Consider the following 26,918-nt stretch of genomic DNA (forward strand, 5'->3'; position numbering starts at 1 on the left):
CACTAAAAGACGCTAGTCCTCCGTTAAAACTTCCTACAGCAGTACGTACGGCACTAACAATTACGACTTCTTTCATTTTAAGCACCATCCTTTTTATGTTAATTTAGGGAAACGCAGTATCAGTTAACACGATGAAAATAGAATCATTAATTCCTGGTTCTTACAATATAGTTAGTGTATTTCTTCACAAACTATTCGATTTCATGAGCAAACTACCTTGATTAAAATTGTTTTTTATTACATTTCAGTTTTTTATTTGAAAATCGCATGCCCATTTTTCGAAAATAAAGCTTGTTTACTAGACTTTTTCAGGCTACACCCCCATTTGTCTCTATATTTTAATGAATTTTTGATTAAATTGGTACGTATTTTGCATATTTATGTACGTGCAAAATGTCACGTACTATCCATATTTAGTATAGCGAAAAAAGAGAAAATTTACAACTCTTTTCGCCAGAATTATTCAAATATATAATAAAAAAAATTAAAACACCTCAACTTAGCTCTTCATTTCTATACAGTGTTATAATAAAGGCGATAATTTTTAAACAGGGGGGAAATTCCATGAAACACAGAAAATTTATTCGAAAACAGCTTATTCTTGCATTATTGCTATTATTGATCATTTTCATCGAATTTCCAATTATTTCAGACGGACTGACAAGCATACCCCAGACAAGTGATACCATCATTGTTTTGGGCGCTAAGTTAATTGGTCAAAAACCAAGTGCTGTACTTGCATTACGTTTAAATGAAACCCTTAGATTATACCAAAACGGTTATGCAACCACAATTATTGTTAGCGGGGCAAAGGGAACAGATGAGGAAATAAGCGAAGCCTATGCGATGAGCCAATTTCTAATAGAACACGGCGTCTCCCCTGAACGCATTTATTTAGAGGAAAACTCCTTTAATACCTATCAAAACCTCGCCAATTCAAAACAAGTAATGTTAGAAAAACATCTCCACTCCGCCATTATCGTTTCGAACACGTCGCACATGCACCGCGCTCTGCTCATCGCCCGTAAGCTCGGTATGAATGTCACCGGATCGCCAGCAGCACTACCTGATAATGTTTACTTAACAGCGAAACAATATGCAAGGGAAGGTGCAGCCATTGTTGCACTGACAGTTTTTCCACAAAAATAAATTTTTTTCTAAGCAGTCCATACACTTTGAGATCCTAAAAGCTCTCTTATCTGACTGACAACATTACCTGACAGATCAGCCCAATAGGGTTGATCTGTTTTAATAATTTTACGGTTTTTTGTAAAATGCAAATAAACTATAGTAGTTCCAGAACTCTGCATTAAAATATCCTTCAATTTTGCCATAACCTCGGCATTTTCTTGAGTCGCAGCAATTTTGATGTGCATCTCCGGACGACACTCTTTAAGGAGCTTAATTTCTCCGGCAAGAATCTTGACTTTTTCATCACTTCTACTAATTTTTCCTGAAACCATAATAGCTGAGTCAAGCAACAATAAAGAACGGACTTTTTCAAAAACTCGCGGAAAAACAACAATTTCCGAGTGGGCTGTCAAGTCTTCCAAATCGATAAAACACATGGTATCGCCATTTTTCGTATTAATTCTTTTAACTCCCACAACAAGGCCGCCAACCTTAATGATTTTTCCATCGGAAAGATCACCTTCATTCATTTCTTGAAGAGATGTCAACGTGCCTAATATTTCCCGATAAGGATCAAGGGGATGACCGGTCACATAAAACCCGATCATTTCTTTTTCACCTGCTAAACGCTCCAAAAGAGACATTTCGGGTTTATTCGGCATAACAAGTTCTGTACTGCTATCCATCATTTCTTCGCCAAATAGCCCGATTTGTCCGCTCAACTTGTCTTTTTGCGTCTGCTGCGCCATCTCAACAGCTTGATCAATCACAGCAAGAAGCTGTGCCCGTTTGTACCCAAACGAATCAAAGGCACCACACAAAACAAGACTTTCCATGACCCTTTTATTGACTAAACGCATATCCACTTTATTACAAAAATCAACGAGAGAAGTAAAAGGTCCCTGTTTCTCACGAGCTTCAATAATATTCATCATCGCGCCATCACCGACATTTTTTACGCCTGCCAACCCGAAGCGAATGGCACCATCTGAGACAGAAAACTTTGCCTGTCCCGCATTAATATCAGGCGCTAATATTTTTATATTTAGCCTATGGCACTCTTCAATATATTGGCCGACCTTCTCATTCGTGCCCATAACACTCGTTAATAGAGCTGCCATAAATTCTTCGGGATAATTGGCTTTTAAATAAGCTGTCTCATAAGCAACAAGGGCATACGCGGCACTATGAGATTTATTAAACCCGTAATCAGCAAAATGTGCCATAAGCTCAAAAATTTCTATGGCAAATTTTTCATCAAAGCCATTCTTTTTACATCCCGCAATAAAATTATCCTTCTGCGCCAGTATGACAGCATGCTTCTTTTTTCCCATCGCGCGACGCAATAAATCGGCTTGTCCCAAAGAAAATCCCGCCAAAGTTGCAGCAATTTGCATAACCTGCTCCTGATAAAGAATAACACCAAACGTATCCTTTAAAATCGGCTCAAGCAATGGATGCAGGTAATGAACGTCTTTACGCCCATGACGACCCTCAATAAAATCCGTCACCATACCGCTGCCAAGCGGTCCCGGACGATATAAGGCTACAAGAGGAATGAGATCTTCGAATTGAGCAGGGTGAAGTTCTTTCACTAAATGAGTCATCCCCGCTGATTCCATTTGAAAGACACCGGCTGTTTCACCGCTGGCAAATAGCTCCGCTGTCGCAGCATCAGCAAGATTAACCGTTTCAATATCAAATTCAGGGTCATGATGGTCATGAATAAGGTCGACAGCCTCTCCAATGACTGTTAACGTTCGGAGCCCCAGAAGATCCATCTTTAACAGACCCAGCTCTTCTATCAGATCTTTATCATATTGTGTCGTTAGAAAACCCTCAGCAGAATTTTGCAGCGGCACATAATGAGTGAGCGGCTCGCGAGCAATAACCAATCCTGCCGCATGAGTAGACGCATGACGTGGCAGACCTTCAACAGCCATGGCTAAATCAAGCAATTTTTTGATATGCCCGCCCTGCTGATAGAGGGCACTGAGTTCCGGACTTTGCGATAGCGCCTTTTTCAGCGTTATGCCAAGCTCATTTGGAATTAGCTTGGCTACCCTATCGACCTCGCCATAAGCAATGTTGAGTACGCGCCCCACATCACGCACAGCGGCCTTAGCTGCCATGGTGCCAAATGTAATAATTTGTGCCACCTTGTCCGTTCCATAACGACTCGCCACGTATTCAACAATTTTACTGCGCCGTTCATAACAAAAATCAATATCTATATCAGGCATCGTTACACGCTCGGGATTTAAAAAGCGCTCGAATAGCAATCCATATTTCAGTGGATCAATAGTCGTAATGTGAAGCAAATAGGACACAACACTGCCAGCCGCCGATCCGCGACCTGGTCCCACCGGAATTTGACTGTCACGAGCATAGTTGACAAAATCCCACACAACCAAAAAATAGCTGTCAAATCCCATATTATGAATAACAGAAAGCTCATAATTGAGCCGTTTACGTACAGTGTCATCTGCTTTGGGATAACAACGTTCCAGATTTTTTTCACAGAGCATGGCAAGATAGGATTTTGCTGTATAGCCCTCAGGCACAGAAAATTCCGGCAGATGATAGGTATTGAAGTCAAAATTGACCTGACAGCGCTCCGCAATTTTTACTGTATTTGCTAAAGCTTCGGGATATTCAGCAAACAAAGCAGTCATTTCCTGGCTGCTTTTTAAATAAAATTCGTCATTCGGAAACTTCATTCGATTGGGATCCTCTACTATTTTCCCTGTCTGAATACATAATAATACATCATGACATTGCGCATCTTGGCGCTGAACATAATGGATGTCATTTGTAGCAACAAGTGATACATGATATTTCTGTGCTAAGCGAATCAGCTCACGATTAGCAATCTGCTGCTCCTTTAGATGATGATCTTGAAGTTCAATAAAAAAATGGCGTGGTCCGAAAATATCCAAGTAATCTTGCAAAATTTCTTCGGCTGTCCTAACATTATCCTTAAGAATCTGAGCCGGAATTTCACCAGCAATACAGGCACTTAAACAAATCAGCCCTTGACTATGCTCACGCAAAAGTTCTCTATCAATACGCGGCTTATAGTAGAATCCCTCCGTGTTGGCCCGCGACACAAGTTCCATGAGATTACGATAGCCTTCATTGCTTTCAGCAAGTAAAATTAAATGATAATAGTCCTCTCCCTCTCGCGTTGACTTTTCAAATCGCGACTTGGGTGCAATATATACTTCGCAACCAATAATCGGTTTAATCTGAGCTTTTATGGCTTGTTTATAAAAATGCATACAACCATACATATTGCCATGATCCGTGATGGCTAATGCAGACATATGCAGCTCTTTGGCACGCGCAATAAGATCACCAATCCGGCTTGCACCGTCAAGCAAGCTATACTCTGTATGAACATGAAGATGAACAAAATTTCCGACTTCCTTGCTAGGCATTGGCTGTTCTTCCATAATAAGCATCCTTTCACACAAATAGCTAAGATAAAACTGGTAAACTTTCTAAGCAACTGTTTTTTATTGATTCCATTTTTAATGATAACACGCCTTAAAGTTACAGTAAATCAGCAATTAAAAAGCCATGGTTCTCTTTACCATGGCCTAATCGCGTAATAGACTTTTTGGGGTAGAATGGGTGCGCTTCGTATGAACAGCTGACAACCTTGCACGAACTCGCCGCCGTCGCATCGAAATTCTTCTGCCATGAGCGAGAAATACACAAATAGCAACAAATGCCCACAGCACAACAAACATTCTACCTGTCGTAGACAAAAGAAATTCTGGTAGTGCCAGAAAAAATAAGACAATCAATAGGCTAACAGCCATAAAACTGAACAATGAACCTAATTTGCTTGTTTTTTCTTTGAGCAAGGGCATCGTGGACACTCCTTCTCTCGTAACGTTGCCAAGTAACTTTCCTTAGCAATAAATTATATGCAGACAAGAAGTCCTTTATACATAAAACTCACACAATAAAAAAGAAGCGTCTCTCTACAGACGCTTCTTTTTCTATATAATGCATTGTGTGTGCGAACAATTTAAGAAAAGCGTTGCGCAGGCACTATCCTTTCAAAAGGATAACTCGAACGAATCGGCTGCGTAGATGCCGAAATATGACGATGAGCTTCCACATTTTCTGGCATATACATCATGACATCTGTACCAAGTGCTTGTGTACTCCCCTGAAGAATGTAACAGACACCATTCAAAAAATCATTTAGCGTTTGCTGACTCTGCTTATCAACCGCACTATATTCAACAATCAACGTCACTCCGGATCTTAACAAATCAGCATATCGGCAAGCTTGATCCAATGAATTTAGTGAAATAACAAGAAGTTTCATGGTAGCATTATGATGAACGCAAAGCTGATTTTCATTCTCATCAGCTGGCGATATTATATAATTCATTACCTGCTCAAAAAAAGAACTGACCATGATTACTCGCCTCCCACTGACTACCAATGGAGAGTTATTTCGACACAACAAATAATATTCCTGCAAACATATTCAAAAAAATGGTATTTTCTTAAGATCTTTTTCTGTCACGACCACGAGATTGACGACTGAGCACAAATTTACGCAAACGAATGCTCTTTGGTGTCACTTCAACAAGTTCATCGTCATTAATATATTCCAAAGCCTGCTCTAAACTCAAGAGGCGTGGAGCAGTCAGACGAATAGCTTCATCAGAAGAACTTGAACGTGTGTTTGAAACATGTTTTTTCTTGCAAGGATTGACATCCATGTCTGATTCACGCGTATTTTCACCGATGATCATCCCTTCATAGACTTCCTGCCCAGGAACGATAAACATGACGCCGCGATCTTGCAAATTATAAATACCATAGCCTGTTGTTTCACCCAGTTCAAAAGCAATTAAAGCACCGCGACTCCTTCCGGGAATCTCGCCTTTGAAAGGCGCATAACCATGAAATAAATGATGCATAATGCCATTGCCCTTGGTCTTTGTCAAAAATTCCGACCGAAAACCAATTAACCCGCGAGCCGGAATAATAAATTCCATTCTGAGATAACCGGCAAGCTCAACCATATTTGTCAGCTCTGCTTTACGCATTCCCAAAGCTTCCATGACAGCTCCCATAAAATCTTGCGGAACTTCAATGGTGAGGTCTTCCATAGGCTCGCATAATTGACCTTTAATGGTCTTATTAATTACTCTTGGCTTGCCTACTTGAAATTCATAACCCTCACGCCGCATGGTTTCGATCAAAATAGCCAGATGAAGTTCACCGCGTCCTTTCACTTCAAAAGCATCAGCGCTATCTGTTTCCTCAACCTTGAGGCTTACATTTGTTTCTACTTCTTTAAACAACCGATCACGCAAATGACGGGATGTAACAAATTGACCTTCCCGTCCCGCAAAAGGACTGTTATTTACAGAAAACAGCATCGCCAAAGTAGGTTCATCAATATTAATAGTCGGCAAAGCTTCAGGATTTTCGGCATCAGCAATGGTCACACCAATATTGATATCATCCAGTCCTGTTACAGCAACAATATCACCTAATGCCGCTTCTTTTACTTCCGTTCGTTTAAGTCCCTGATAGGTGTAAAGCTTACCAATTCTTGAGCGAGTTTCGGCCTCGCCATTTAACACAGCCACATTTTGGCCTTCCGCAATGCGACCGCGAATGACACGACCAATGGCGACTTTGCCAACATATTCATCATTATCAAGTGTCGTAACAAGCATTTGTAGGGGACCATCCACTTCGCCTTCAGGTGCAGGAATAGTTTCGACAAGCAATTTAAATAGCGGTGCTAAATTGTCGCTTTCTTCTTCCATACTGAGTTTAGCAATACCATCACGAGCCGTTGCATAAACAACAGGGAATTCCAGTTGTTCATCATTGGCATCCAACTCAATAAATAATTCTAAAACTTCATCAACAACTTCTTCCACACGTTGATCCGGACGGTCGATTTTATTAATAACAACAATCGGTTTTAATTTCTGTTCCAAAGCCTTGCGCAAAACATATTTTGTCTGAGGCATAGGACCTTCAAAAGCATCCACAAGTAACAATACACCATCAACCATGTTCAGTACCCGTTCTACTTCACCGCCAAAATCGGCATGACCTGGGGTATCTACAATATTAATTTTAATATCATTGTACATGACAGCTGTATTTTTCGATAGAATCGTAATGCCACGTTCCCGTTCCAAGTCATTCGAATCCATAACCCGCTCTGCTACTTGTTCATTGCTGCGAAAAACATTACTCTGCCGTAACATAGCATCAACAAGTGTTGTCTTACCATGATCGACATGGGCAATAATAGCAATATTTCTTAAATCATTCCGTTTCATGTATAAGTACCTCCTAAGTACAAAAGAGAAAAGGATGCTGTGCTGCTAAGCATCCTTTCTAGTGTCATTGATTTATTAATATATTATACTGATCAACACACTCTGTCAATGAACAAACGCTAATTGTTTACAAAAAAGGTCAATAAGTTGCCTATTTTAAGAAAAAATTTACTTTTAGTCTTCTTTTTTAAATAATTTCACCATTTTAGTTAACCTATGTAAAAATTCCCCAGCGTGCGAAGGTTCTTTAGCCAGTTGTCGCTCCACACGTTGACGGTAACCCCGATATTCCGTTTCCATCTCATTGAACAGTTCCTGTACTTGACGCACAGCTGGTTCAACAAAAACAATTTCAGAAGGTTTAACTGTATAAGTTTGAGCACGCAGGGTAATTTCGTCACCATAACGGGGAACATATGTCGAACAATGCAACTTTTCTTCAACTAGTTTAGCAAACGGTTCTGACGAAGCGAGTTCACCATGCACAATAAATATACCTGATAACTTCGAATGAAACTGCTCTAGCCAATGTAACAACTGACCTTGATCGGCATGAGCCGAAAAGCCATCTAAATTATAGATTTGAGCTTTGACACTGACTTCTTCTCCCATAATTTTAACGCGTTTCGCCCCTTCTATAATTCGACGACCCAAACTTCCCTGCGCCTGATAGCCAACAAAGAGAATACTTGACTCACTACGCCATAAATTATGTTTTAAATGATGAAGAATCCTGCCTGCATCAGCCATGCCACTTGCCGAAATGATAATAGCTGAGCCTGGCATAAAATTAATGGCCTTCGACTCATCAGCGGTCTTAGTAAACATCAAATGAGGCAATTCTAGCGGATGCTCCTTGTCATGAACAAGCATATCATAAGCTTCTTTGTCATAATCATTTTGATGATGCATAAAAATATCTGTTGCTGATATGGCCAGAGGACTATCAATAATCACTGGAATATCAGGAATTCGCTTCGACTTATAGAGTCTATGCAAATAATAAAGCAAAGTCTGCGTACGCCCCACAGCAAAAGAAGGAATAACAATATTGCCGCCGCGATTCACTGTCTCACGAATGATCTCAGCGAGTCGCTCCTCACGATCATACACTTCATGCTGACGATTGCCGTAAGTTGACTCTGTAATAATATAATCGGCTTGTTCAATATAAGTGGGATCATTCAAAAGTGGCTGATTGGGTTGACCAATATCACCAGAAAAGACTAACTTCGTTGTCTCCCCCTGCTCGGTAACAAAAACTTCAATTAAGGACGATCCCAAAATATGTCCGGCATCCTGAAATTGAATCGTAAGCCCTGGCAAAATTTCGACTGCCTTCCTGTAGGCTACAGACTCAAAATGCTCTAGACATTGATATGCATCTTTAACGGTGTAAAGAGGAACAACAACTGCCTTTCCCAAACGTTTACCTTTACGATTGGCAATTTCAGCATCATATTCTTGAATATGAGCACTGTCAGGCAGCATAATGCCACATAACTCCCGCGTTACTTTCGTCGTATAAATTTTCCCCTGATAGCCTTCCTTACACAAACGTGGTAACAAACCACTATGATCAATATGAGCATGCGTCAGTAGTACGGCATCAATCTCATTTGGCTCATAAGAAAAGTCCCGGTGATTCAAAGACTCAACTGCTTTTGAACCCTGAAACATGCCGCAATCAACAAGTATCTTCTTACCTTCTGTTTCAAGCAAATAAGAGGATCCTGTTACCATCATTGCTGCACCAAGAAAAGTCAATTTCATGTTCATCACTCCAATCAAAATAGCCTATTCTGCTGCTTTTCTTGGATTAGTTATTCGACGAATTATTCCAATTTTCCTTCAATTAAAAGAGGGAGGATACCCCCCTACTATGAAAGTTCTCGTCCAATCACACGCACTTCAGGATGAAGCATCACATCATGCGTTGAATGAACACGCTGTTGAATCTCAGCAATTAAATTAAGTACGTCCTGAGCCGTAGCTCCACCAGCGTTAATAACAAACCCAGCATGTTTTTCACTGACTTGCGCCCCACCCACGCGAAGACCCTTAAGACCAGTTTGCTCAATAAGCGTTCCGGCAAAATATCCTTCAGGGCGTTTAAATGTACTCCCAGCACTTGGCATTTCAATGGGCTGCTTTGCCTCCCTGCGCAATGTAAGATCTTCCATTTGCTCAAAAATTTTTGCTCGATTGCCAAGAGACAGAACTAGCTCAACATCACAAATAATACAGTGATTTTTCTGAAAAGCACTTTGCCGGTAACCAAACTGCAATGCTTCTTTTGTAAATCGAAAAATAGAACCATCTGGGCAAACAGCTGAAACAGCTGAAACAACATTCTGCATTTCGCCATTATAAGCCCCCGCATTCATAAAAACGGCACCACCAATACTACCCGGAATACCGACAGCAAACTCCAGACCTGTAAGTTGCTGAACAGCAGCAAACTGAGATACATCCGTAAGGAGGGCACCAGCACCGGCAATAACGGTCCCCTGTTCAGCGCGAATACTCGCCATATTTGAGCCAAACTGCAAAACAAGACCATCAATGCCCCCATCTAAAACAAGTACATTGCTGCCATTACCAAAAATGGTTAGTTCAATGCCATACTTTTGGGTTAAACGTACGACATGAGCTACTTCACTCACTGTTTGAGGCATCACAAAATAATCTGCCGGCCCACCGATTTGAAAGGTCGTATGTTTTGTCATGGGCTCATCAAGCAACAATATTCCCTCAACAAGAATGTTGTTCAGTTCATCAATAAAATTAGGATTTTTCGGCCTATTTTTCAAATATATCCATTCCCTCGGCAATTGAATCGCCTATAATTTTATAAATATCTGCCATTATCCGTTGAAAGCGAATATGAGCTTGTAAAAATTGGGCGGCTACGGGGTTCACAGCTAATACGCCGGCGAGTTTCTGAAGCTGCTGCTCTTGATCATTAGAAGCCTTTCCAGCCATCTTTTCATATTCATAAGCCATTTGCTTGGCAAGAAAATCCTTGACCATCTTTTTGGCTGTGTCATCCGTTTCCAGTCTGTTTTTTGCTGTTAGAAATTCTTGATACTCGCCACAATGATTTAACATGCGTGCGAGTTCATGGGCTTGATCGTGAATACTCATGTACTTTCCTCCAACTTCTATTTCCTAATATATGCTGCTATCAGCGCAGCTATTCGCTAGCCCTTCGGATCAGAACAAGATAAGTCCAGGCAATCGTTAAGCCTGCTTATTCATCTGATATTGAGTATAATACGCTTGCATAGCTTTAGCATCTTTGTCTTGCGTTCCAGCTGATTCACAAATTACGCGGGGCGCAAGATCGCCATCAGCAATTACCTCCATGAGAGGCTCAAATGGAGGTCCAAATGGATCATCAAAGGTCCAGTGCCGCTTTTCCCCGCCCATAGTAAACTCAATTTTACTAAAGTGAATATGAATGGCAGCTGCAATTTCTGATCCTAATGTCTCACCAATCCGATCAAAAACAGCTTGGAACTCCGGTTTTGTCAGATAATCACCGCATGTTACAGCATGAAGGTGACCGAAATCGACAGCAGGAATACACTGGCGTCCAAGCTTGCAAACAGCCAGTACTTCCTCCAGAGTACCTAGCTGATTTTTCTTGCCCATTGTCTCCGGAGCAAGATGAATATGCGAAAGTCCTAACCGTTCCACTTCTTCTAATACAACCGAAAAGCGCTTAAGCACACGCTCCATAGCCTGTTCACGCGACTGTTTACCGGGACTTCCCATGTGAAAGACCACGCGATCACCGCCCATAAATTCCGCAGCTTCAAGAGTCTTTACAATATGGCGCAAAGTATTTTGAGCGATTTGCTCATCTTCTGTTGCTAAATTTATGTAATAAGGTGCATGTAAACTAAGCGAAATTCCTGCTTCTTTCGCTGCCAAACCAATTTTTCTTGCTGTTGCCTCACGAATATTTACGCCACGGCTGACCGAATATTCATAAGCAGTGAGCCCTTGATTTTTTAGCCAGAATGGCATCTCTGCTGAAGCCTTATGACCACTGTCATAAAAAGCCTCTGGATTACCAGCCGGACCAAACCGGGGAATTGCCAATCTCGTCACCCTTTCTTTTTAAACACGCGGTCTTAAACCGGGATAGGCCACCTGACGCAATGCCTCATAAGCCACAATCGCTACGGCATTGGATAAATTCAGTGACCGTGCCTCGTCAATCATAGGAATACGTATTAAATGATCCTGATATTTTTGCATAATTTCTGGTGGCAATCCAGCCGTTTCCCTGCCAAAAACAAGCAAGTCATCATTACAATACGCCACAGCTGAATGAGGCTTATTCCCTTTGGTCGTATTAAGAAAAAAACGGTGGCCCGCATATTTTTCTTCCAATTCTACAAAAGAATCATAATAGAAAATATTTACAAGATGCCAGTAATCTAACCCTGCCCGTTTTAAATGTTTATCATCAGTAGAAAAACCGAGTGGCCTAATTAAATGAAGATCACAGCCTGTTGCAGCACATAACCTAGCAATATTACCAGTATTCCCTGGTATTTCCGGTTGATACAATACGATATGCAACAAAAATCACCTCATGTAAATAAGTATAAACGAAGAATATATATAAAATCAAATCGACTGCGCCTACTTTTCAAAAAGTCCACAGCAAACACAGATAAAGCTGGCTATCAGGCCGCCATACAAAGGATCCAATCCCGTCGGCCAAATCAACTTCCAGCCCAGAGTAACAAATGAACCCGCCATAATAGAATAAAATGCCCACTTTTTAGATAATCGTCCTGGATAAAATATGGCTAGGGTAAAAGGTAAAAATACACCTGCACCACGTAGCCCCATAGACAAGAAATTCCACTCTAAGACTAACGATTTCAGATTACCAAAAGTAACAATTGTGGCAAGAAGCGTCACAAACAGCACACACCCGCGCGTCAACCACAAGACGGCCCTAAAACTACGCTTTTTGAGTAAAAACAATGTTTCTTGGGATAGCATGGTACCCACACCAAGCACAAGACCTGCAGCTGACCCAATAGAGGCTAACAATAATGTGCCAATGGCAATGCCGCCAAACCAAGGCGGTAAATAAGTTAAAATAAAGCGTGGCAAAGCTTCAATGGGGGCAATATTAGGAAAATTCGCCCGCATAACAAGTCCGGCCATCACGGCAGGTAGCCCCACTGGTAAAGTAATACAAGCGGCCATTAAAGTGCCTTTTCTGGCTGCTTTGCTATTTTTCGCACCATACACAGCTTGCACATAAGTTTGTGTAGTCAAGGTACCCACAATTAATGAGATAGCGCTGCCTATATCCACCCAGAATCCTCGACCAAACAAATCAAACCAAGGCTCAGGCGGAAAAACTGCCCGCAATCCACCCCAGCCATTCATTTGTTGCCAACTAATAAGAGTAATATAAAACAACGTAATAAAAATAAGTCCGCTTTTTAAAACCCCCACTAATCCCGTACCCCACACACCGCCGAATAACACGTAAAATAGGATAATCATAAATACCAGCCATGTTGTCGGCACTTGGTCCAAACCAAAGATAGCAGAAACAAGGGGCAGCGCTGATAAAATATTAGCGACGATAGCAAAAAATATGCCAAGCGATGAAGCCAGGCTAGTGATTCTACCTGATCGCTTGCCATAATGAATAGCCATATATTCCGGCACAGTAGTTAGCTCAGCAGCACGCAGCGATTTGACATAAAAAAGGCCTAGCAAAATCAAGGCAATGCCCGCCCCTAACGTAAACCACCATGCCGAAAGGCCCACAGTAAAAGCCAATTGAGCGGTACCAATTGTCGAAGATCCGCCAATAATAGTGCCCACAATTGTGCCACTAACAAGCGATGCACCGCTCTTACGACCCCCGACAGTAAAATCTTCCGCAGAACGGACCTTGCTTGTAGCCCAAATGCCAATGACCACTACCATGACAAGAATGAAAATTAAACCAATTAAATGGACAGACGTAAAATCCATCTTGTTCCCCTTTCCTAACGCATCACGCTTTTCCTTGAACTACCATCATGGCAATATCGTCACAAGCAATCCGATTCGGCGTGTTGCCAAAAAGATTCAGCATCGTTTTGAAAAATTCTTGATGATCCTCCGTAATTAACTGCCGATAATCCATAAAATAGCGTTCTAGATCACGATAAGCACTGTGACGTTCTCCGCCAAATACCCGGTCAGACAGTAACCCACTTGTGTAAGCCATGACGACATCGCCTTCATCAAAAGACATATGATCATCCACATAAGTTGCTTCAGGACACTGTCCCACCGTAAGGCTCTCCTGAACAAGGAACTGTACAGAATTATTATTTCTTGAAAAATATAAGGGATCGATGTGCCCGCCATTAGACCAAGTAAGCGTATGATGATCAATTAATCCGACAAAAGCAGTAAAATAATAATTTCCTGCCGCAATATTATAAAAAACCTGATTGAGTTTACCTAAAACATCTTTTGGTGAAGTATGCTCTTCAATGCAGTGAGTAAACTCATTTTTTATCATCGTAGACATCATGGCTGCTACAACCCCGTCGCCTGACGCTTCAGCAATAATAAACCAAACTTTTCCGTCATATTCTACGCAGTCAAATAAGTCTCCACCAATTTCATTGCAAGGCAAATACTGACCATACATGGTAACGGAAAAAAATTCTTTCAATCCGGCCATAAGAGATGTTTGAAAGATACTAGCCATCATCAAGTCTGTCTGCATCTTTTCATGGACACGAACCAATTCTGTTCGTTGTGAATACGACTCTAAAGCATTACGTACCTTCATCGGCAAAGTTACTTTAAGCTGCTCTGGAGTAAGCGGTTTAGTAAAATAATCATAAGCACCTAAATCAAGGGCCCGAGCAATATAATCAATTTTATCCATGGCGGAACATACAATGACAGGAATAGAACGAAATTGTTCTTGTGACTTTAGCTCAGTTAGCACTTGATACCCATCCATACCTGGCATCATCAGATCAAGAATAATCAAATCTACCGATTGCTCATGAATAATCTGCAGCGCCTCAACCCCATCGGCAGCCTCAAGAAAAGTAATCGATTCCAATTCGCTTAAGCCTGCCCGAAAAAGTTGACGGTTCAGTTTTACATCGTCCACGATTAATATTTGATACATATTGGCACCTCACCTTAAATTAGTGATATGATACTTACTCATAGTAGATTTCTTCGCTAAAGTTTTCTAAATTCCCCCTTAGTAAAATTTTTTCGTCCATTGTTATTCGGTTTATTTTTGGCTGCACTTTCTTGCAACAGGGCAGCGTAGGCTGAGTCCTGTAGGACTCAGCCTTATTTTAAACCTTATACTATTCTCATAAAAGCCAAAACTATGGTAAGATAGGAAATGAGAAAAAAATAATTCTATTGTTACTAAAACCGATTCTTTCGCCCATACTAAGAAAAGTTCATATTTCACAAAGTAGGTGCATTCTCGATTGAAACGTCTCATCAGTATCATACTGTCATTTTTTATATTATGCTATATTATCGAAATAACCAATTTTTTTGGCTTTAATCAATTTAAACCCTCCCTCGCTGTAGCAGCCGAAAACAATCAAATCATCTTATCCTGGATAAGGCTTCCTTATCCGGCGTATTATGAAATAGAAGCGCTCAACAATAATCCGGACAGTGATATCCCCGTCGAACAGATACATACCCTGATGAAATACCGGACCTGGAAGACAAAATTTATACCTGACGCCAATTTTTCATCTGATACTTACTGGCGCGTCACAGCACAAGGCCTCTTTCGTCGTCCTTTAGGACAGCCTTCCAACGCCGTTTCGCCCAGTCAAGTCGTTGATGAAAAAGCAGAAAGCAGTCCTAATAAACTGGCTATCGTATCACCTTCCCCATCGCAAGTCATGTCGGATACTCCCATGATTATCTGGGAACCCAACCTAATGGCCGTTTCCTATGAACTGGAAATTCTCACAAGCCCACCGGAAAATCCCAATGGCACTACTTTATCTGAGCATCATCTATTCAGCACACAAGAAGTCTACACTCATGGCTATCAACTTGATTTATCTGATCGAAGTGAAACGATATTTTACTGGCGAGTGCGCGCACTGGATTACTATGGAAATCCACTTGGCATTTTTTCTGATGCCAATAAGCTTGTTGTAAATCATGCATTGCATAAACCTGTACGTCCGATTATTAATGCTTTTTTTAATCAAGATGGCATGTCTACTCCTTTATATCCTGTCTATAGCTGGATCCCCATTCAACATGTCAGCGGTTATGAGGTGGAAATTCTAAATGCCGCCGATGATTCTCACGGCACAGAACCTTCCCCTTACAGGATCGATTCTAAAATTGTCACAACAGGCAATGACTGTTATGACGAAACCCCTCGCATCACCCCTGGTACCTATTACTGGCGAGTGCGAGGCTTTGATGAATTTAATCAACCAGTGGGAGAATATTCGGACTGTGCCCCCTTTATTGTTGATTTAAACCAAGGCGCTTATAGTGCGACATTTGGCGATAGTATCACTCATGGCGGCGGTGCCATCTCCTATTCGCCTGCCGACTGGGAATACAGCTATCAGACTTATTTCCAGTTTCCCTCCATCAATCTGGGAAAAAGCGGTGACACATCCGCAACAATGCTACAACGCTTTAACAGTGATGTTTTACCTTTTCATCCTCAGTTTCTTCTGATTATGGGCGGAAGTAATAGCTTGCGTGGTGGTGTACCAGCCTCTGATGTCATTGGAGATCTGAGTGAAATTCGTGATAAATGCCTAGCAAATGGCATTCGTCCGATCTTTCTCTCCTTGCCCCCCATTAATCCAGCGAATATTTTACGCGCCTTTGATGAAGAAACAGTCAGTAACTGGAAAGAACAATTTGACCAAGTCAACCGTTTTATTCGCAGCCAGCGTTATTTTATTGACATTTCACCTTACATGACAGATGAAGATGGGCAACTGCCAGAATATTATGGTTTAGACGGATTGCATCCCGATCGGGCCGGCAAAAAATTAATGGGACAAATTATCAACGCCAATTGGAATCGTGTCAGCCGTTAGCCTAGTTACTTATCACAATATTTTATCAGCTCATCACGCCGTCCTTTGGCCTGAGCAAAAAAATCGGCAATTTGGGAACGATCTTCTTTCTTAACAGCTATAACAAATTCATCTAATAGCAACTGAAACTTTGCTATACTTGTCAAAATTTCCGACTTATTTGTCAAACAAATATCTGTCCACATCACCGTGTTTGACGATGCAATGCGGGTCGTATCACAAAAACCGCCCCCAGCAAGCTCCAGTATTTCAGCTGATTCATCATAAAGACCCAATGTATTGACAAGAGCAGCCGCAGCTACATGAGGAAGATGACTGATAGCAGCGGCATAAACATCATGGCGCTCAGGCTGCATATTTGTAATTTTAGCACCTGTCAAATAAAGAACTTGCTTTAATAAGACCAAAACCGAAGCAGGTACATCTAAATGCGGGGCTACAATATACCATTTCTCCTTAAAAAGATCCTTAGTTGCCGCCTCAATACCGCTCTTTTCTCGCCCAGTCATGGGATGACCACCAATATAATAAATTCCCGCAGGAATAATCTTCGCCATTTCTGCGGCAAGACAGCCTTTGACACTTCCCACATCAGTAATGATGGCCCCAGCCTTGGCATAGGGAAGAATTTTTTTAGCAATTGGGATCACCTGCAGCATGGGTGTACAAATAAAGATGAGATCTGCACTTTCAAGGTCCTGCCAATCTGTAATAGCTTGATGAATCGCTTGCCGGGCAACAGCCCTGTTAACTGTTTGCTCATCCTTATCCCAGCCAATCAATTTCATTTTCTGGGGTCCATAGGACCTGAGAGCTAGGCCGAGAGAGCCGCCAATAAGTCCGAGTCCTAAAATGGCAATTACTTTTGCTGTTGGTACAACATTCACTTCTTATCCCCCCAAAAAAAATAACCCCCATCCCAAAATCAGGGACGGAGATACTTCCGCGGTACCACCCTGCTTGCTCTGCAAGCCACTTATTCAGGTACGAGCTTACCCAACTGATACCCTAGCCTTTGATAACGGTGGCACTCCGGCACAGCCTACTTTATTTTCAGCCTACAGCTTCCAGGTGTATTTCAGATTGCTCAAGTACCAGGTTGCACCCTCCCCTGACTCTCTGCACCTCAATCAATCTTACTCTTCCTGTTCATTGCATTTACTTGTAAATTTGACTTCATCATAGCAAAGCTTCTGTACAATGTCAACAGATTTTCGTCATTTCCGCTGTAATGTTGTACTTTTTTGTTAACTATTCAGTACGCGCACATTCACTTGTTTCACCCTTCATAATAGCCAACCCGTGTTCTAACGCTGGCAAAACCACTTGTAAACATTCTTGTACTCCCTTGGGACTGCCAGGTAAATTAATAATGAGCGTCTTTTTGCGCAGGCCGGCCTTGGCACGACTGAGCATAGCCCGCGGCGTAATAGCCAGTGATGTAGCCCGCATGGCTTCGGCAATTCCCGGCACCTCACGATCAATCACAGCAAGGGTCGCCTCTGGCGTCACATCACGTGGCCCAAGACCCGTTCCACCTGTTGTTAAAATCAAATCAAGCTGTAATTCATCAGCCATATGAATGAGCGACTCTTGAAGCTTATCCTGATTGTCAGGTACAATGACATAAGAAGCAACATGCCCTAATTCTTTAAGCATCGCCGCAATAACCTTGCCACTCACATCTTCACGTTGGCCCGCGGCCCCTTTATCACTGGCCGTAATAATACCGATATTAAACATTTTTCTCACCACTCCATCGGTCTTTCTCGTTACATAGATCTTACATCAATAAAGATCTATGCAGTCACCATCAGCAAGCTTATGATGTCCATAGCTATGTTTATTATTAACTTTCACCTCAGAAACTTGTTTTATTTCTATTTCTAATTCTTGAAATAGCTGCCGCACCGTCATCTCATCAGGTACGTCAACAGTGAGTATGCCACTGCTGCTAGTTGGTGCATATTTCCTTAATTTCTCATGTAATCTTACTTCGATCACCATGGGGTCCACTCCTTTATACCTGCTCGTACTCACTAATATAATTCATCATTCGACGAGCTGTAAAATAATTCCTTCTCAAAAAAAATGGCCTTATTTTTCAAATTTTGACAGAGCATAACCCCACTCTCTAATTTCCATAACATTTTTCAGTATAAATTTATTTTCGCCATTTCCGAACTAAAACCTGCAAGGACTTTTGTTTACAAGGGCGAAATCATAACTACATACAATAAGGAGGGATCATGTATGATTAATTTTTACTTTTATGGACATGCCTGTTTTTCGCTTGTCGAAGATCAGACAACCTTACTGTTTGACCCCTATTTAACAGATAATCCTTTTCAAATTGCCCAGCCTACCACAATCGATTGCAATTATATCTTGGTCTCCCATGGACATTATGATCATTTAGGTGACACCATCAGTATTGCCAAAAGAACAGGCGCAACAGTCATCTCGACTGCTGAAATCGCCAATTTATGTGCAAGTAGCGATTGTAAAACACATGCGATGCATATTGGTGGTAAGCACACCTTTGATTTTGGATCAATACGTATTACGCCGGCTTTTCATGGCAGCGGCATTGCCGGAGGACATGCCGCCGGATTTATTATCAAACTAGCCGATAAAACGATCTATTATGCCGGTGACACAAGCCTTTTCGGTGACATGGAATTACTAGGACGCCTAGAAAATATTGATCTGGCTATTTTACCTATTGGTGATAATTTTACTATGGGCATTGATGACGCTGTCGAAGCCGTCCGTTTACTTAAGCCAAAACAGGTCATTCCTGTTCACTATAATACATGGCCGCTCATCAAACAGTCCCCTGAAGAATTTCAAGACAAAGTGAAACAAGCGCTAGCCATCCCCGTGCATATTGTGGCCCCAGGTGAGTTTTTTACAATAACACAATAGAAAATACGGTGCATAAGGCCTAATCGAATGTGTATCTGTGGAACAAATTAGGAGGAAAGTATTTTGGGACCCACTTTAATATTTCTTATTGGTGCAGCCGCATCAGGAAAATCAACAATTGGAAAAATTGTCGCAGCGGAATATAATTTTTGTTACCTAGATAAAGATATCATTTGTAATCATTTCACTGGCCTGCTATTAGAATCCAAGGGCTACTCACCGAATGAGCGTGATGGCTGTCCTTTTTATGGCGATGTCATTATGAGTATTGAATATAAGACATTACTTAATATTGCCAATGATAATCTAAAACTTGGAAAATCCGTCATACTTGACGCTCCCTTTATTGGATTTTTTTCAAATCCTCATTATATTGATGAGCTCAGAAAAAGCTATGATTGGCAAGATATAACAATCCTTGTACTCCAGGTATCCATTGACTTTGATGTACTAAAAGAACGGATGATGGCTCGCGCCAATAAACGAGATAAATGGAAATTCGACCATTGGGAAGCTTACGTCAAGAGTATTCAAGAAAAACAATGTCAATGGAAAAACGTGGAAATTAGAAAATTCGACAATAGTGACTCTTCCATTGATATTTCTAGCCTGCATCATACTTTGCAACTTCACCCCTAACTAAAGTAAGGATAAATCTAATGAAAGAGCTTCTTAGTGAGACCGTTTTTATCTCAACAAGAAGCTTTTGTTATTTACGTGCAAAATAAAGCATAACTGCACTCAGAACAACTTTTTCGGTTGCAAACATAATCAGATTCTTCCTGATGCGTAGCTAAAAATCGGCATAAAGGCAGTAAAGAGACTAAAAATTCTTGTTCATTCAGCAATGGAATAGGCACAAGCCGTCCTAAACGCAAGAAATACAGCGAAGCCTGTGTAACAGGCTGTTGCAGTAGTTTCTGGACAGCCAACGTATAAAGTTGCAATTGACAAGCATAATGATCGACTTTATCTATAAGGTCAGCAGATAAAACCTGATCTGTTTTTAGATCTATAATCTGAAGTCCCTGGGAAATCGCCAGTATTTTATCAACCATTCCCCGGAAATAAAATCGGGTTCCTTTCTCATCTGTCAGAGCAAAAGTGAAGGGCCATTCCGAATAAATAACTGCCTTTCTGTCAAAAAGCTTATCTTCACTGTAAGTTTGGCACAAGGGAAGCGCCGCTTGCCGCATTTCAGAACAAAGCATAGGAGTCACCATTAGTTTTTGCAGCGCCCTATCCAGTGTGGACTCGACAGAGCCTGACTGATAGAGTTCTGCAAACTTGTGAACGACAGTGCCAAGTAACTTTGCTGAACTGATCGGTTGTAAATTTTTAACTGCCGTGTTAAAATCGTTTAGATTTGTCCCCAAGTCAGATACCTTCGTTATGGAAAAGGACGGCGTGTAAAATTCAGGAATATGAGCAATATAGTGATAATAATAGGCGCGAGGACATACATGATAACGACTGAACATGCTTGCTGAAAAAGCTGGGAAATCACGAGAGCATTTGTCCATTGCTAACAAATGCTGATCCACATAAGCCGGCAGCACTTCATCACTCTCTATTGCAGCCGTTTCTCTCTGCCCACATTGAAGGGACACCTCTTCACTGTTCTGCCAAACTGTGGCAGTAAAAGAACGGCTGCCAGCCAGCTTACTCAACCATTTATGCCAGCTGTCAAGATCGACATAGTTTTTCTCACTGTAATCCTTTTCAGTTGTATCCTCTGCGACGGATGATAACACTAGATAATCCTTGGCTCGCGTTTGTGCCACATAAAGCACTCGTTTTAATTCTAGTCGTTCACATTCCTGATTTTGTTTCTTCAGGGCTGAAAAAACTCTATTCTCGCCAAAAATACAGCTTGCTGTAGAAAGACCTAACCCCAAATTGCTATTAAATAATGCTTTATTGTTTGATGTAACAAATTTACGCTGAAGATCAGGCAATATAACCACAGGATACTCCAAACCTTTTGCCTTATGGATAGTCAAAATCTTTACGGTATCACCAGCTTCACTTTCAATCTGTGCTTCGCCTTCTTTGACATCTTCCTCTAGAATGTCATCAATATAGACTAAGAAGTCATGAAGCTGCTGCCCTTGCTCTGACTGTTGAACCACCAAGGCAACCAGTTTTTCTACATTAGCAACTTGTTGTTTTCCCATAAACTGACTTAAAAGAAACTCACGATAATGCGTCAACTCTAAAGCCTGTTCAACAAGTTCAGGTAAAGGCAAAAAATCTTTCGCCTCACGTAATTCATTCATAACAAATAACGCATTTCTACATAGTGTCCGTTGCTTTGAGGTCAGACTCGAACATAAATCTAACTCCTGGAGTCCAACCCAAATAGGGCGACTGCCTGCTTTCAAGGCTGCAATCGTAACATCTGTCAGCAAAAAAAGTGGTGAACGCAAAACACCAACCCAAGCCAAGTCATCATAACAATTATCAATAACACGCAGCAAAGCCAAAACATCTAGGATTTCCTGTCGAGTGTAAAAACCGCGCCCACCTACTACGTAATAGGGTACGCCGTTTTGATGCAAAGCAGCTTCATACAAGGCCACGTCCGTAAAAGAACGCAATAAAATGGCCATATGACCGTACTGGACGGGTAACAACTTTTGTGTTTCTTCGTCAAACACAAGACGCTCCTTTTGTGTCACCATCTGCTGCAGTCGCTTGGCGATCATCGTTGCTTCAGCCGACCGCGTGGACTCTTCTGGCGCAATTTCTTCCTTAGACAAGACTAGCCACTCTGCATAATCCTGTCTCTCGTCATAACCTTTATTGCCTTGAATGGGACTAAAAGTTACGGATTCATCCCCCTGAAAAAGTTGCGTAAAAACCTCATTACACAAGGAAATCAATCCCTTTTGAGAACGAAAATTCTGATCAAGGGAAATACATATCCCTCCTGAGGCTAAAATGTCCTGTTCAACCTGTTCAAACACTTCAACATCAGCGCCACGAAAGCGATAAATGGACTGTTTGGGATCTCCCACAACAAATAGCTTCTGTCCCTTAAGCTCTCTTGAATTACCTCCTGCAAGCAAATAAATCAATTCTTTCTGACGTTCATTCGTATCTTGAAACTCATCTACCATAATATAGCGATATTTGCGGTTATACATCTGGCATAGCTCTGGATGACTTTTAAGTAATCGCAGCGTAGCATTTTCCAAATCTGCAAAAGTCACAAGCTGACGATCGCTCTTGAGCTGATTCATTTTCTCTGCCAGAGCATTAAAATATGTCGCAAGCGGTTCCATAAGCTTCATAGTCTGCTCACAGGCTAGACTTTCCCGCCAGTCCACAAAAGCATGGTCAAGTTCTTTTTTAGCCTCACTCATGGTACCGCTCAAACGAATACCCTTGAGCTTTTCTGTAACATGCTCATCCCAAACTGGCTGAAAATCTTCTACTAATTCTGTACCTTCGATTGCAGCAACTAACTCAGGCAAAGCGGCCCACAAGGCACTGAGCTTTTTTTCGGCAACTGAACCGCTCTTTAATTGTAAACGATATTCTGCCAGTTCTGTTAGTTTCTCCTTCAGTTTCTGCTTCTTACAAGGCACGCTTTCCACGACTTCCTCATAAGGTTGCATAAAATACGCGCTAAGCCTCGGACCAAACCAATCCGCGCTGTCTATCTCATCATAGAGACTGGCAAAATCATGCTTAATCGCATCTAGATTGTATTCCTGTAATAATATTCCAAGCCAATCTTCCTGCTTTGTTGCTGCCGCCAAAATAATCTCATCAAGGGCTTCTTTCATAAGTAATTTCGCTTCGACATCATCTAAAACAGTAAAATTCGGATCAAGCCGGGCTTCTACAGGATGTTCCCGTAAAATTCGTCCGCACAGACTATGAAAAGTCGTAATTGAGGCATATTCCAGACGACTTTTAAGATCATTCCAATAAAACCACTTGTCACCTGTTACCTCACCGAGTCTGTGCTCTAAATCACTACGAATACGCTCCCGCATTTCTTTAGCCGCTTTTTTTGTAAACGTAATGGCAATAATTTCTTCACAAACTGCTTTTTCTTGCACAATAATATTAAGATATCGCTCTACAAGTACACGTGTCTTACCCGCGCCAGCGCCAGCTGAAACAGCGACATTCCGATCTAACGTTTCAATCGCCTGAGACTGCTCTACCGTAAATTTCTTCATCATCGTCCCTCCTTCCGGCAAAGTACTTTTCCCAGGCAATAATCCAAGCAGCCTTGTGACGGTCGAATAGGAAACTCCCCACAGTGAATAGCATCGACGGCCGCTATAATACGCTTACCAAATTCTTCATAAAATTGCGTCCAACCTTCCTGACTCATAAATGATTTTCCTGTAATCTTCGTTGGACCTAAAGATTTTTGATAGTCCTTGTGCCAAATTCCGCCCTGAACAACATGCTTTTCAATGGAATAATAGGATCCACCAATAACCTTACCAGAGTCACGTGCAAGCAATTGCTGAACGGCTGCAATATATAAAGGAATTTGTAAATCCGTTCCATATTCCACCGTATCCTGCACCAAAGGACTACCTGATTTTTTATAATCATACACTGCATAACTCTGCTCTGTCTTATCGACGCGATCGACTTTTCCGCGAAAAAAGATCTTACGCTGACCAAAAAAGAGTGTGAGCGGCGTAGTAACAGAACCCTCATCCATACCTTGCGTCACAGGCAAACCAAATCCCCACTCCAAATGAGCCGGACGGAGGGATACCGAACTTTTTTGCTGCCGCTCCACTTCATAATGTAGCCAATTTGTTAAAACTCGCACGAATCTCTCTCGTTCATAAAACCAGAACTTACCTGGACGAATTTTTCCATTTCTCACCCATTCATGAATCACTTGGTCCAATTTTTCTAATAAAACAGCCTGATAGGAAGCCTGCTCTGCTTGCTTGAAATTTAGACCACAATAACCAGCCAAAAAACTTGCCAATATATCATGATAAAGCTCTCCCATGAGACTGGGTTCTGTCACTTCATCCGCCTCTGTATCTTGATCTAAGCACAGAACATGTTTTAAAAAATAAGCAAATGGACATTTCAGATAATCTTCTAAACGAGAAATACTCCACACTTGATTTTCATCAGACACAGGACTGCCATTCGCTTTCTGCCAGCCTGGAACATAACCGGAAAAAGGGCTGTTACAATCGTTTTTACGACTTATTTCAGCTGCAACTTTACGCCGAAAATCAGAAATTTCAAAGTGCTGAAAAATAAGTTCAGCAAGCCTTTTCTCTCCTTCTCCTCCCCCTGAATGATAGAAATCATAAATGGCTTTTTGCGTATATTCCTGTTGCGTGTAAATGGATTCGTAGCAAGCAGGAAACATTTCATCTACTGTAAATACAGCCCTGTTTTCAGGCAAAATATCCACAATACGCTCTACTTCAGCCAAAAATGGTGACAGCAAAGCTTCATTCGTTACTAGACCGCTTAAATAAAGATTGCTTCGCGCCAAGGATAGAGAAACAGCAAAATAAAATTTTTCTTCTAAGCGGTGTTTAACTGCCATAGGCAAGGGAATGCCAAGATCATTGAAAAGCTTACGTTCAGCATCACTATATAGCCAATTTTCCCGAATTTGCTTAGGAAACTCCCCTTCTGTCAATCCAAGAATTGCCACAAATTCATAATTCACGCCTCTTGCCCCTGCAGGACTCATCACTTTGACACCTTGCTTGTCACCTTCAGCGAGCTGTAACGGCTTGGCACTCAAGAGCTGCAAGAAAAGCTGGCCATACTCCTTGAGCGTCATCGTTTGATTTTCTTGTCCCAATGAGGCAAGCTCCGTTTCAAGCTCCTGACCGGTCCGCTCCAATGCCTGATAAGTCAGGTAATAGGCTTTAAGCCGCACCAAAGGCAGCTTTCCCTGGCGATGCTTCAACCCGAAATACTCAAGCGGATGAAGTGCCCGAATCAAGTCAGATAGAGCCTGATTGATTACTTGGGCAGTTCCTTGCAACGGAAGACTCTCGACTTGCAGTCGAAGCTGTTCAATTTGTTCTTTTAGCTTTCCATCTGACTGGCAAAAATCCAACCAGCCTGACCAGCCGTCCATTCGAAAAGACTTGGAATCCGCCAAAATCCGATCCTTGTCAACACCATATTTTGCTGCAACAAGCGAGGAGCTCCATAATTTTTGTACCGTTTTTTTATTTCCCCCTGCCAAACGTGCCGCCATATAATCAAACAACAGTTGCACAAGCGGCTGTCTTTCTAACTTTTCCTCCCACCTAAGACCTAGGGGTATTTTAAGTTCGCCAAATAAAGACCGCAGCGACCTATAATTTTCCATGTTCCGCACAATAATTGCCACATCGGACGGACGTATTTTTCCACCTAACAATTTGCTTTTTAATTTTGCACCAAAAACAGCCAGTTCTTTACTGACATGAGGAGCTTCAACATAAGTAATACAGGGAGCGACTTGTTTTTCTACCGCTTGCTCAGTAAAAATATTTTCCACTAAATAATCAAGGCAACGCGCGGATCGCTCATGACGCGCCACAAACTTTGCCACAAAATCTTGACCAATCAGTGCTGTATAAGTCTCCTCCACTGCATGATACAATTCAGGACGATTCTTCTCATAAACAAGAGCAACAGAAATATCCCGGCCTTGTTTCATCAGACGAATCACTGAGAGCTGCAAGGGCGTTAAAATATAAAATTCACTAAAATAAATTGATTCATAAGGTAATAAAGCCGGGTTCTCCCTTAGTACCTCACTTGCAAGAAAATACCGTTCCTCAAGATCAGCTACATTAAAGCGAGTCAAGGCTGCTTGATATTCCAGATAAATGAGTGTCATTTCGGCATCCTTTTGACTGATTGAACCGAACTCGCTGCCTTTCGCCTCACTAGCACTTTGCCATTCGGCAGCTGTTGTTCCCGTACGTTTCAGTTCACCTATAAAACTGGTAATCGTCCGAATAAAGCCAGGGAAATGACTCATTTCACAAAAATAAGGCAGCTCACCTTGTTTAATCAATTCATGGACAATCTGCTTTACAAGGAGTTCCTGTGTCATACGACTCATGAAGCTGGGCTTTTTACCGCTTCGGTCTAAAATAAGTGTGATCAAATCATCGAATGATAAGAGATTCAATTTCGTCAGACTTTCAGGATCTTGTTCAAGCACTTCTTGTCGCACCTCGTCGAGAAGCTGCGAATTGGGAAGCATGAGTAGACTTGTTGAACCGATATCGTGATGAATAGAATTGAGCATCTGGCGAATAAACTCACCGCGATAAGATTCTCCTAGGGCCAAACAGTAAAGATTATACATATTCTTCTCCTTTTGATTCCTAAAAACAATTATTCCGGCAGAATAGCCATTCTTCCTGCCAAAATACCTTGC

At 41.5% G+C, this 26,918-nt stretch carries 20 protein-coding genes and 1 other annotated feature; of the genes, 4 read left to right on the top strand and 16 right to left on the bottom strand.

The window, feature by feature from the left end; translation table 11 throughout:
- The first annotated feature begins 564 nt into the window (after window positions 1-564).
- Window positions 565-1,149, top strand: coding sequence for a YdcF family protein (locus tag Ga0466249_RS22105; RefSeq protein WP_215831667.1), 585 nt, complete (start codon window positions 565-567; stop codon window positions 1,147-1,149).
- Between the two features lie 8 nt (window positions 1,150-1,157).
- Here the strand turns inward: Ga0466249_RS22105 and Ga0466249_RS22110 are convergent, their stop codons facing one another.
- From Ga0466249_RS22110 to Ga0466249_RS22160, 11 genes are all read right to left on the bottom strand, one after another.
- Entirely contained in the window at window positions 1,158-4,586 is a 3,429-nt protein-coding gene (locus tag Ga0466249_RS22110) for a DNA polymerase III subunit alpha (protein WP_215831668.1), read from the bottom strand.
- A 147-nt stretch (window positions 4,587-4,733) separates the two neighbouring features.
- The gene (locus Ga0466249_RS22115) at window positions 4,734-5,009 is read right to left on the bottom strand and encodes a hypothetical protein (RefSeq protein ID WP_215831669.1); all 276 of its coding nucleotides are present in this window, start codon (window positions 5,007-5,009) and stop codon (window positions 4,734-4,736) included.
- Window positions 5,010-5,170: 161 nt separating this feature from the next.
- The gene (locus Ga0466249_RS22120) at window positions 5,171-5,569 is read right to left on the bottom strand and encodes a cell division protein SepF (RefSeq protein ID WP_215831670.1); all 399 of its coding nucleotides are present in this window, start codon (window positions 5,567-5,569) and stop codon (window positions 5,171-5,173) included.
- A 91-nt stretch (window positions 5,570-5,660) separates the two neighbouring features.
- Window positions 5,661-7,469, bottom strand: coding sequence for a translational GTPase TypA (typA, locus tag Ga0466249_RS22125; protein WP_215831671.1), 1,809 nt, complete (start codon window positions 7,467-7,469; stop codon window positions 5,661-5,663).
- Between the two features lie 174 nt (window positions 7,470-7,643).
- A complete protein-coding gene (locus tag Ga0466249_RS22130; protein ID WP_215831672.1) occupies window positions 7,644-9,242 on the bottom strand; it encodes an MBL fold metallo-hydrolase in 1,599 nt (532 codons plus the stop codon).
- Between the two features lie 107 nt (window positions 9,243-9,349).
- Window positions 9,350-10,282: a UDP-N-acetylmuramate dehydrogenase gene (murB, locus tag Ga0466249_RS22135; RefSeq protein WP_281422695.1), complete on the bottom strand. Its 933-nt coding sequence runs from the start codon at window positions 10,280-10,282 to the stop codon at window positions 9,350-9,352.
- The gene (locus tag Ga0466249_RS22140) at window positions 10,272-10,616 is read right to left on the bottom strand and encodes a YlbF/YmcA family competence regulator (protein WP_215831673.1); all 345 of its coding nucleotides are present in this window, start codon (window positions 10,614-10,616) and stop codon (window positions 10,272-10,274) included. Before Ga0466249_RS22140 ends, murB begins: the two co-directional genes overlap by 11 nt.
- Before the next feature lie 96 nt (window positions 10,617-10,712).
- Complete coding sequence (locus Ga0466249_RS22145; RefSeq protein WP_312889820.1) at window positions 10,713-11,588, bottom strand: TIM barrel protein; 876 nt, start codon at window positions 11,586-11,588, stop codon at window positions 10,713-10,715.
- 9 nt (window positions 11,589-11,597) lie between these two features.
- Window positions 11,598-12,065: a tRNA (uridine(34)/cytosine(34)/5-carboxymethylaminomethyluridine(34)-2'-O)-methyltransferase TrmL gene (trmL, locus tag Ga0466249_RS22150; protein ID WP_215831710.1), complete on the bottom strand. Its 468-nt coding sequence runs from the start codon at window positions 12,063-12,065 to the stop codon at window positions 11,598-11,600.
- A 63-nt stretch (window positions 12,066-12,128) separates the two neighbouring features.
- Window positions 12,129-13,493, bottom strand: coding sequence for a sodium:solute symporter family protein (locus Ga0466249_RS22155; protein ID WP_215831674.1), 1,365 nt, complete (start codon window positions 13,491-13,493; stop codon window positions 12,129-12,131).
- A gap of 22 nt (window positions 13,494-13,515) precedes the next feature.
- Window positions 13,516-14,658, bottom strand: a complete 1,143-nt coding sequence (locus Ga0466249_RS22160; RefSeq protein ID WP_215831675.1) for a PP2C family protein-serine/threonine phosphatase — start codon at window positions 14,656-14,658, stop codon at window positions 13,516-13,518.
- A gap of 319 nt (window positions 14,659-14,977) precedes the next feature.
- Between Ga0466249_RS22160 and Ga0466249_RS22165 the strand changes: the two genes are divergently transcribed.
- Window positions 14,978-16,585, top strand: a complete 1,608-nt coding sequence (locus Ga0466249_RS22165) for a GDSL-type esterase/lipase family protein (RefSeq protein ID WP_215831676.1) — start codon at window positions 14,978-14,980, stop codon at window positions 16,583-16,585.
- 5 nt (window positions 16,586-16,590) lie between these two features.
- Here Ga0466249_RS22165 and Ga0466249_RS22170 read toward each other — a convergent pair whose 3' ends face one another.
- From Ga0466249_RS22170 to Ga0466249_RS22180, 3 genes are all read right to left on the bottom strand, one after another.
- Window positions 16,591-17,472 (bottom strand): prephenate dehydrogenase, encoded by an 882-nt coding sequence (locus tag Ga0466249_RS22170; protein WP_215831677.1) that lies wholly within the window; start codon window positions 17,470-17,472, stop codon window positions 16,591-16,593.
- Between the two features lie 37 nt (window positions 17,473-17,509).
- Window positions 17,510-17,747 (bottom strand) — a binding site (T-box leader).
- Between the two features lie 89 nt (window positions 17,748-17,836).
- Window positions 17,837-18,328, bottom strand: coding sequence for a MogA/MoaB family molybdenum cofactor biosynthesis protein (locus Ga0466249_RS22175; RefSeq protein WP_215831678.1), 492 nt, complete (start codon window positions 18,326-18,328; stop codon window positions 17,837-17,839).
- A 45-nt stretch (window positions 18,329-18,373) separates the two neighbouring features.
- Window positions 18,374-18,592 (bottom strand): MoaD/ThiS family protein, encoded by a 219-nt coding sequence (locus Ga0466249_RS22180; protein ID WP_215831679.1) that lies wholly within the window; start codon window positions 18,590-18,592, stop codon window positions 18,374-18,376.
- 246 nt (window positions 18,593-18,838) lie between these two features.
- Here Ga0466249_RS22180 and Ga0466249_RS22185 point away from each other — a divergent pair, with 246 nt between their 5' ends.
- Together Ga0466249_RS22185 and Ga0466249_RS22190 are read left to right on the top strand one after the other, a co-directional pair.
- Window positions 18,839-19,513: a metal-dependent hydrolase gene (locus tag Ga0466249_RS22185; protein WP_215831680.1), complete on the top strand. Its 675-nt coding sequence runs from the start codon at window positions 18,839-18,841 to the stop codon at window positions 19,511-19,513.
- A gap of 63 nt (window positions 19,514-19,576) precedes the next feature.
- Window positions 19,577-20,152, top strand: a complete 576-nt coding sequence (locus Ga0466249_RS22190) for a P-loop nucleotide/nucleoside kinase family protein (protein ID WP_215831681.1) — start codon at window positions 19,577-19,579, stop codon at window positions 20,150-20,152.
- Between the two features lie 74 nt (window positions 20,153-20,226).
- Here Ga0466249_RS22190 and Ga0466249_RS22195 read toward each other — a convergent pair whose 3' ends face one another.
- Window positions 20,227-23,712: a UvrD-helicase domain-containing protein gene (locus tag Ga0466249_RS22195; RefSeq protein ID WP_215831682.1), complete on the bottom strand. Its 3,486-nt coding sequence runs from the start codon at window positions 23,710-23,712 to the stop codon at window positions 20,227-20,229.
- Window positions 23,709-26,846: a PD-(D/E)XK nuclease family protein gene (locus Ga0466249_RS22200; protein WP_215831683.1), complete on the bottom strand. Its 3,138-nt coding sequence runs from the start codon at window positions 26,844-26,846 to the stop codon at window positions 23,709-23,711. Before Ga0466249_RS22200 ends, Ga0466249_RS22195 begins: the two co-directional genes overlap by 4 nt.
- Window positions 26,847-26,918: the final 72 nt, after the last annotated feature.

This window comes from Pelorhabdus rhamnosifermentans, assembly GCF_018835585.1.
In the GTDB taxonomy this organism is placed as follows: Bacteria; Bacillota; Negativicutes; order UMGS1260; family UMGS1260; genus Pelorhabdus; species Pelorhabdus rhamnosifermentans.

Coding starts and splice junctions, on each gene's coding strand:
- Ga0466249_RS22105 (WP_215831667.1), top strand. CDS start 565: ATGAAACACAGAAAATTTATTCGAAAACAGCTTATTCTTGCATTATTG.
- Ga0466249_RS22110 (WP_215831668.1), bottom strand. CDS start 4,586: ATGGAAGAACAGCCAATGCCTAGCAAGGAAGTCGGAAATTTTGTTCAT.
- Ga0466249_RS22115 (WP_215831669.1), bottom strand. CDS start 5,009: ATGCCCTTGCTCAAAGAAAAAACAAGCAAATTAGGTTCATTGTTCAGT.
- Ga0466249_RS22120 (WP_215831670.1), bottom strand. CDS start 5,569: ATGGTCAGTTCTTTTTTTGAGCAGGTAATGAATTATATAATATCGCCA.
- typA (WP_215831671.1), bottom strand. CDS start 7,469: ATGAAACGGAATGATTTAAGAAATATTGCTATTATTGCCCATGTCGAT.
- Ga0466249_RS22130 (WP_215831672.1), bottom strand. CDS start 9,242: ATGAAATTGACTTTTCTTGGTGCAGCAATGATGGTAACAGGATCCTCT.
- Ga0466249_RS22140 (WP_215831673.1), bottom strand. CDS start 10,616: ATGAGTATTCACGATCAAGCCCATGAACTCGCACGCATGTTAAATCAT.
- Ga0466249_RS22155 (WP_215831674.1), bottom strand. CDS start 13,493: ATGGATTTTACGTCTGTCCATTTAATTGGTTTAATTTTCATTCTTGTC.
- Ga0466249_RS22160 (WP_215831675.1), bottom strand. CDS start 14,658: ATGTATCAAATATTAATCGTGGACGATGTAAAACTGAACCGTCAACTT.
- Ga0466249_RS22175 (WP_215831678.1), bottom strand. CDS start 18,328: ATGTTTAATATCGGTATTATTACGGCCAGTGATAAAGGGGCCGCGGGC.
- Ga0466249_RS22180 (WP_215831679.1), bottom strand. CDS start 18,592: ATGGTGATCGAAGTAAGATTACATGAGAAATTAAGGAAATATGCACCA.
- Ga0466249_RS22185 (WP_215831680.1), top strand. CDS start 18,839: ATGATTAATTTTTACTTTTATGGACATGCCTGTTTTTCGCTTGTCGAA.
- Ga0466249_RS22195 (WP_215831682.1), bottom strand. CDS start 23,712: ATGATGAAGAAATTTACGGTAGAGCAGTCTCAGGCGATTGAAACGTTA.
- Ga0466249_RS22200 (WP_215831683.1), bottom strand. CDS start 26,846: ATGTATAATCTTTACTGTTTGGCCCTAGGAGAATCTTATCGCGGTGAG.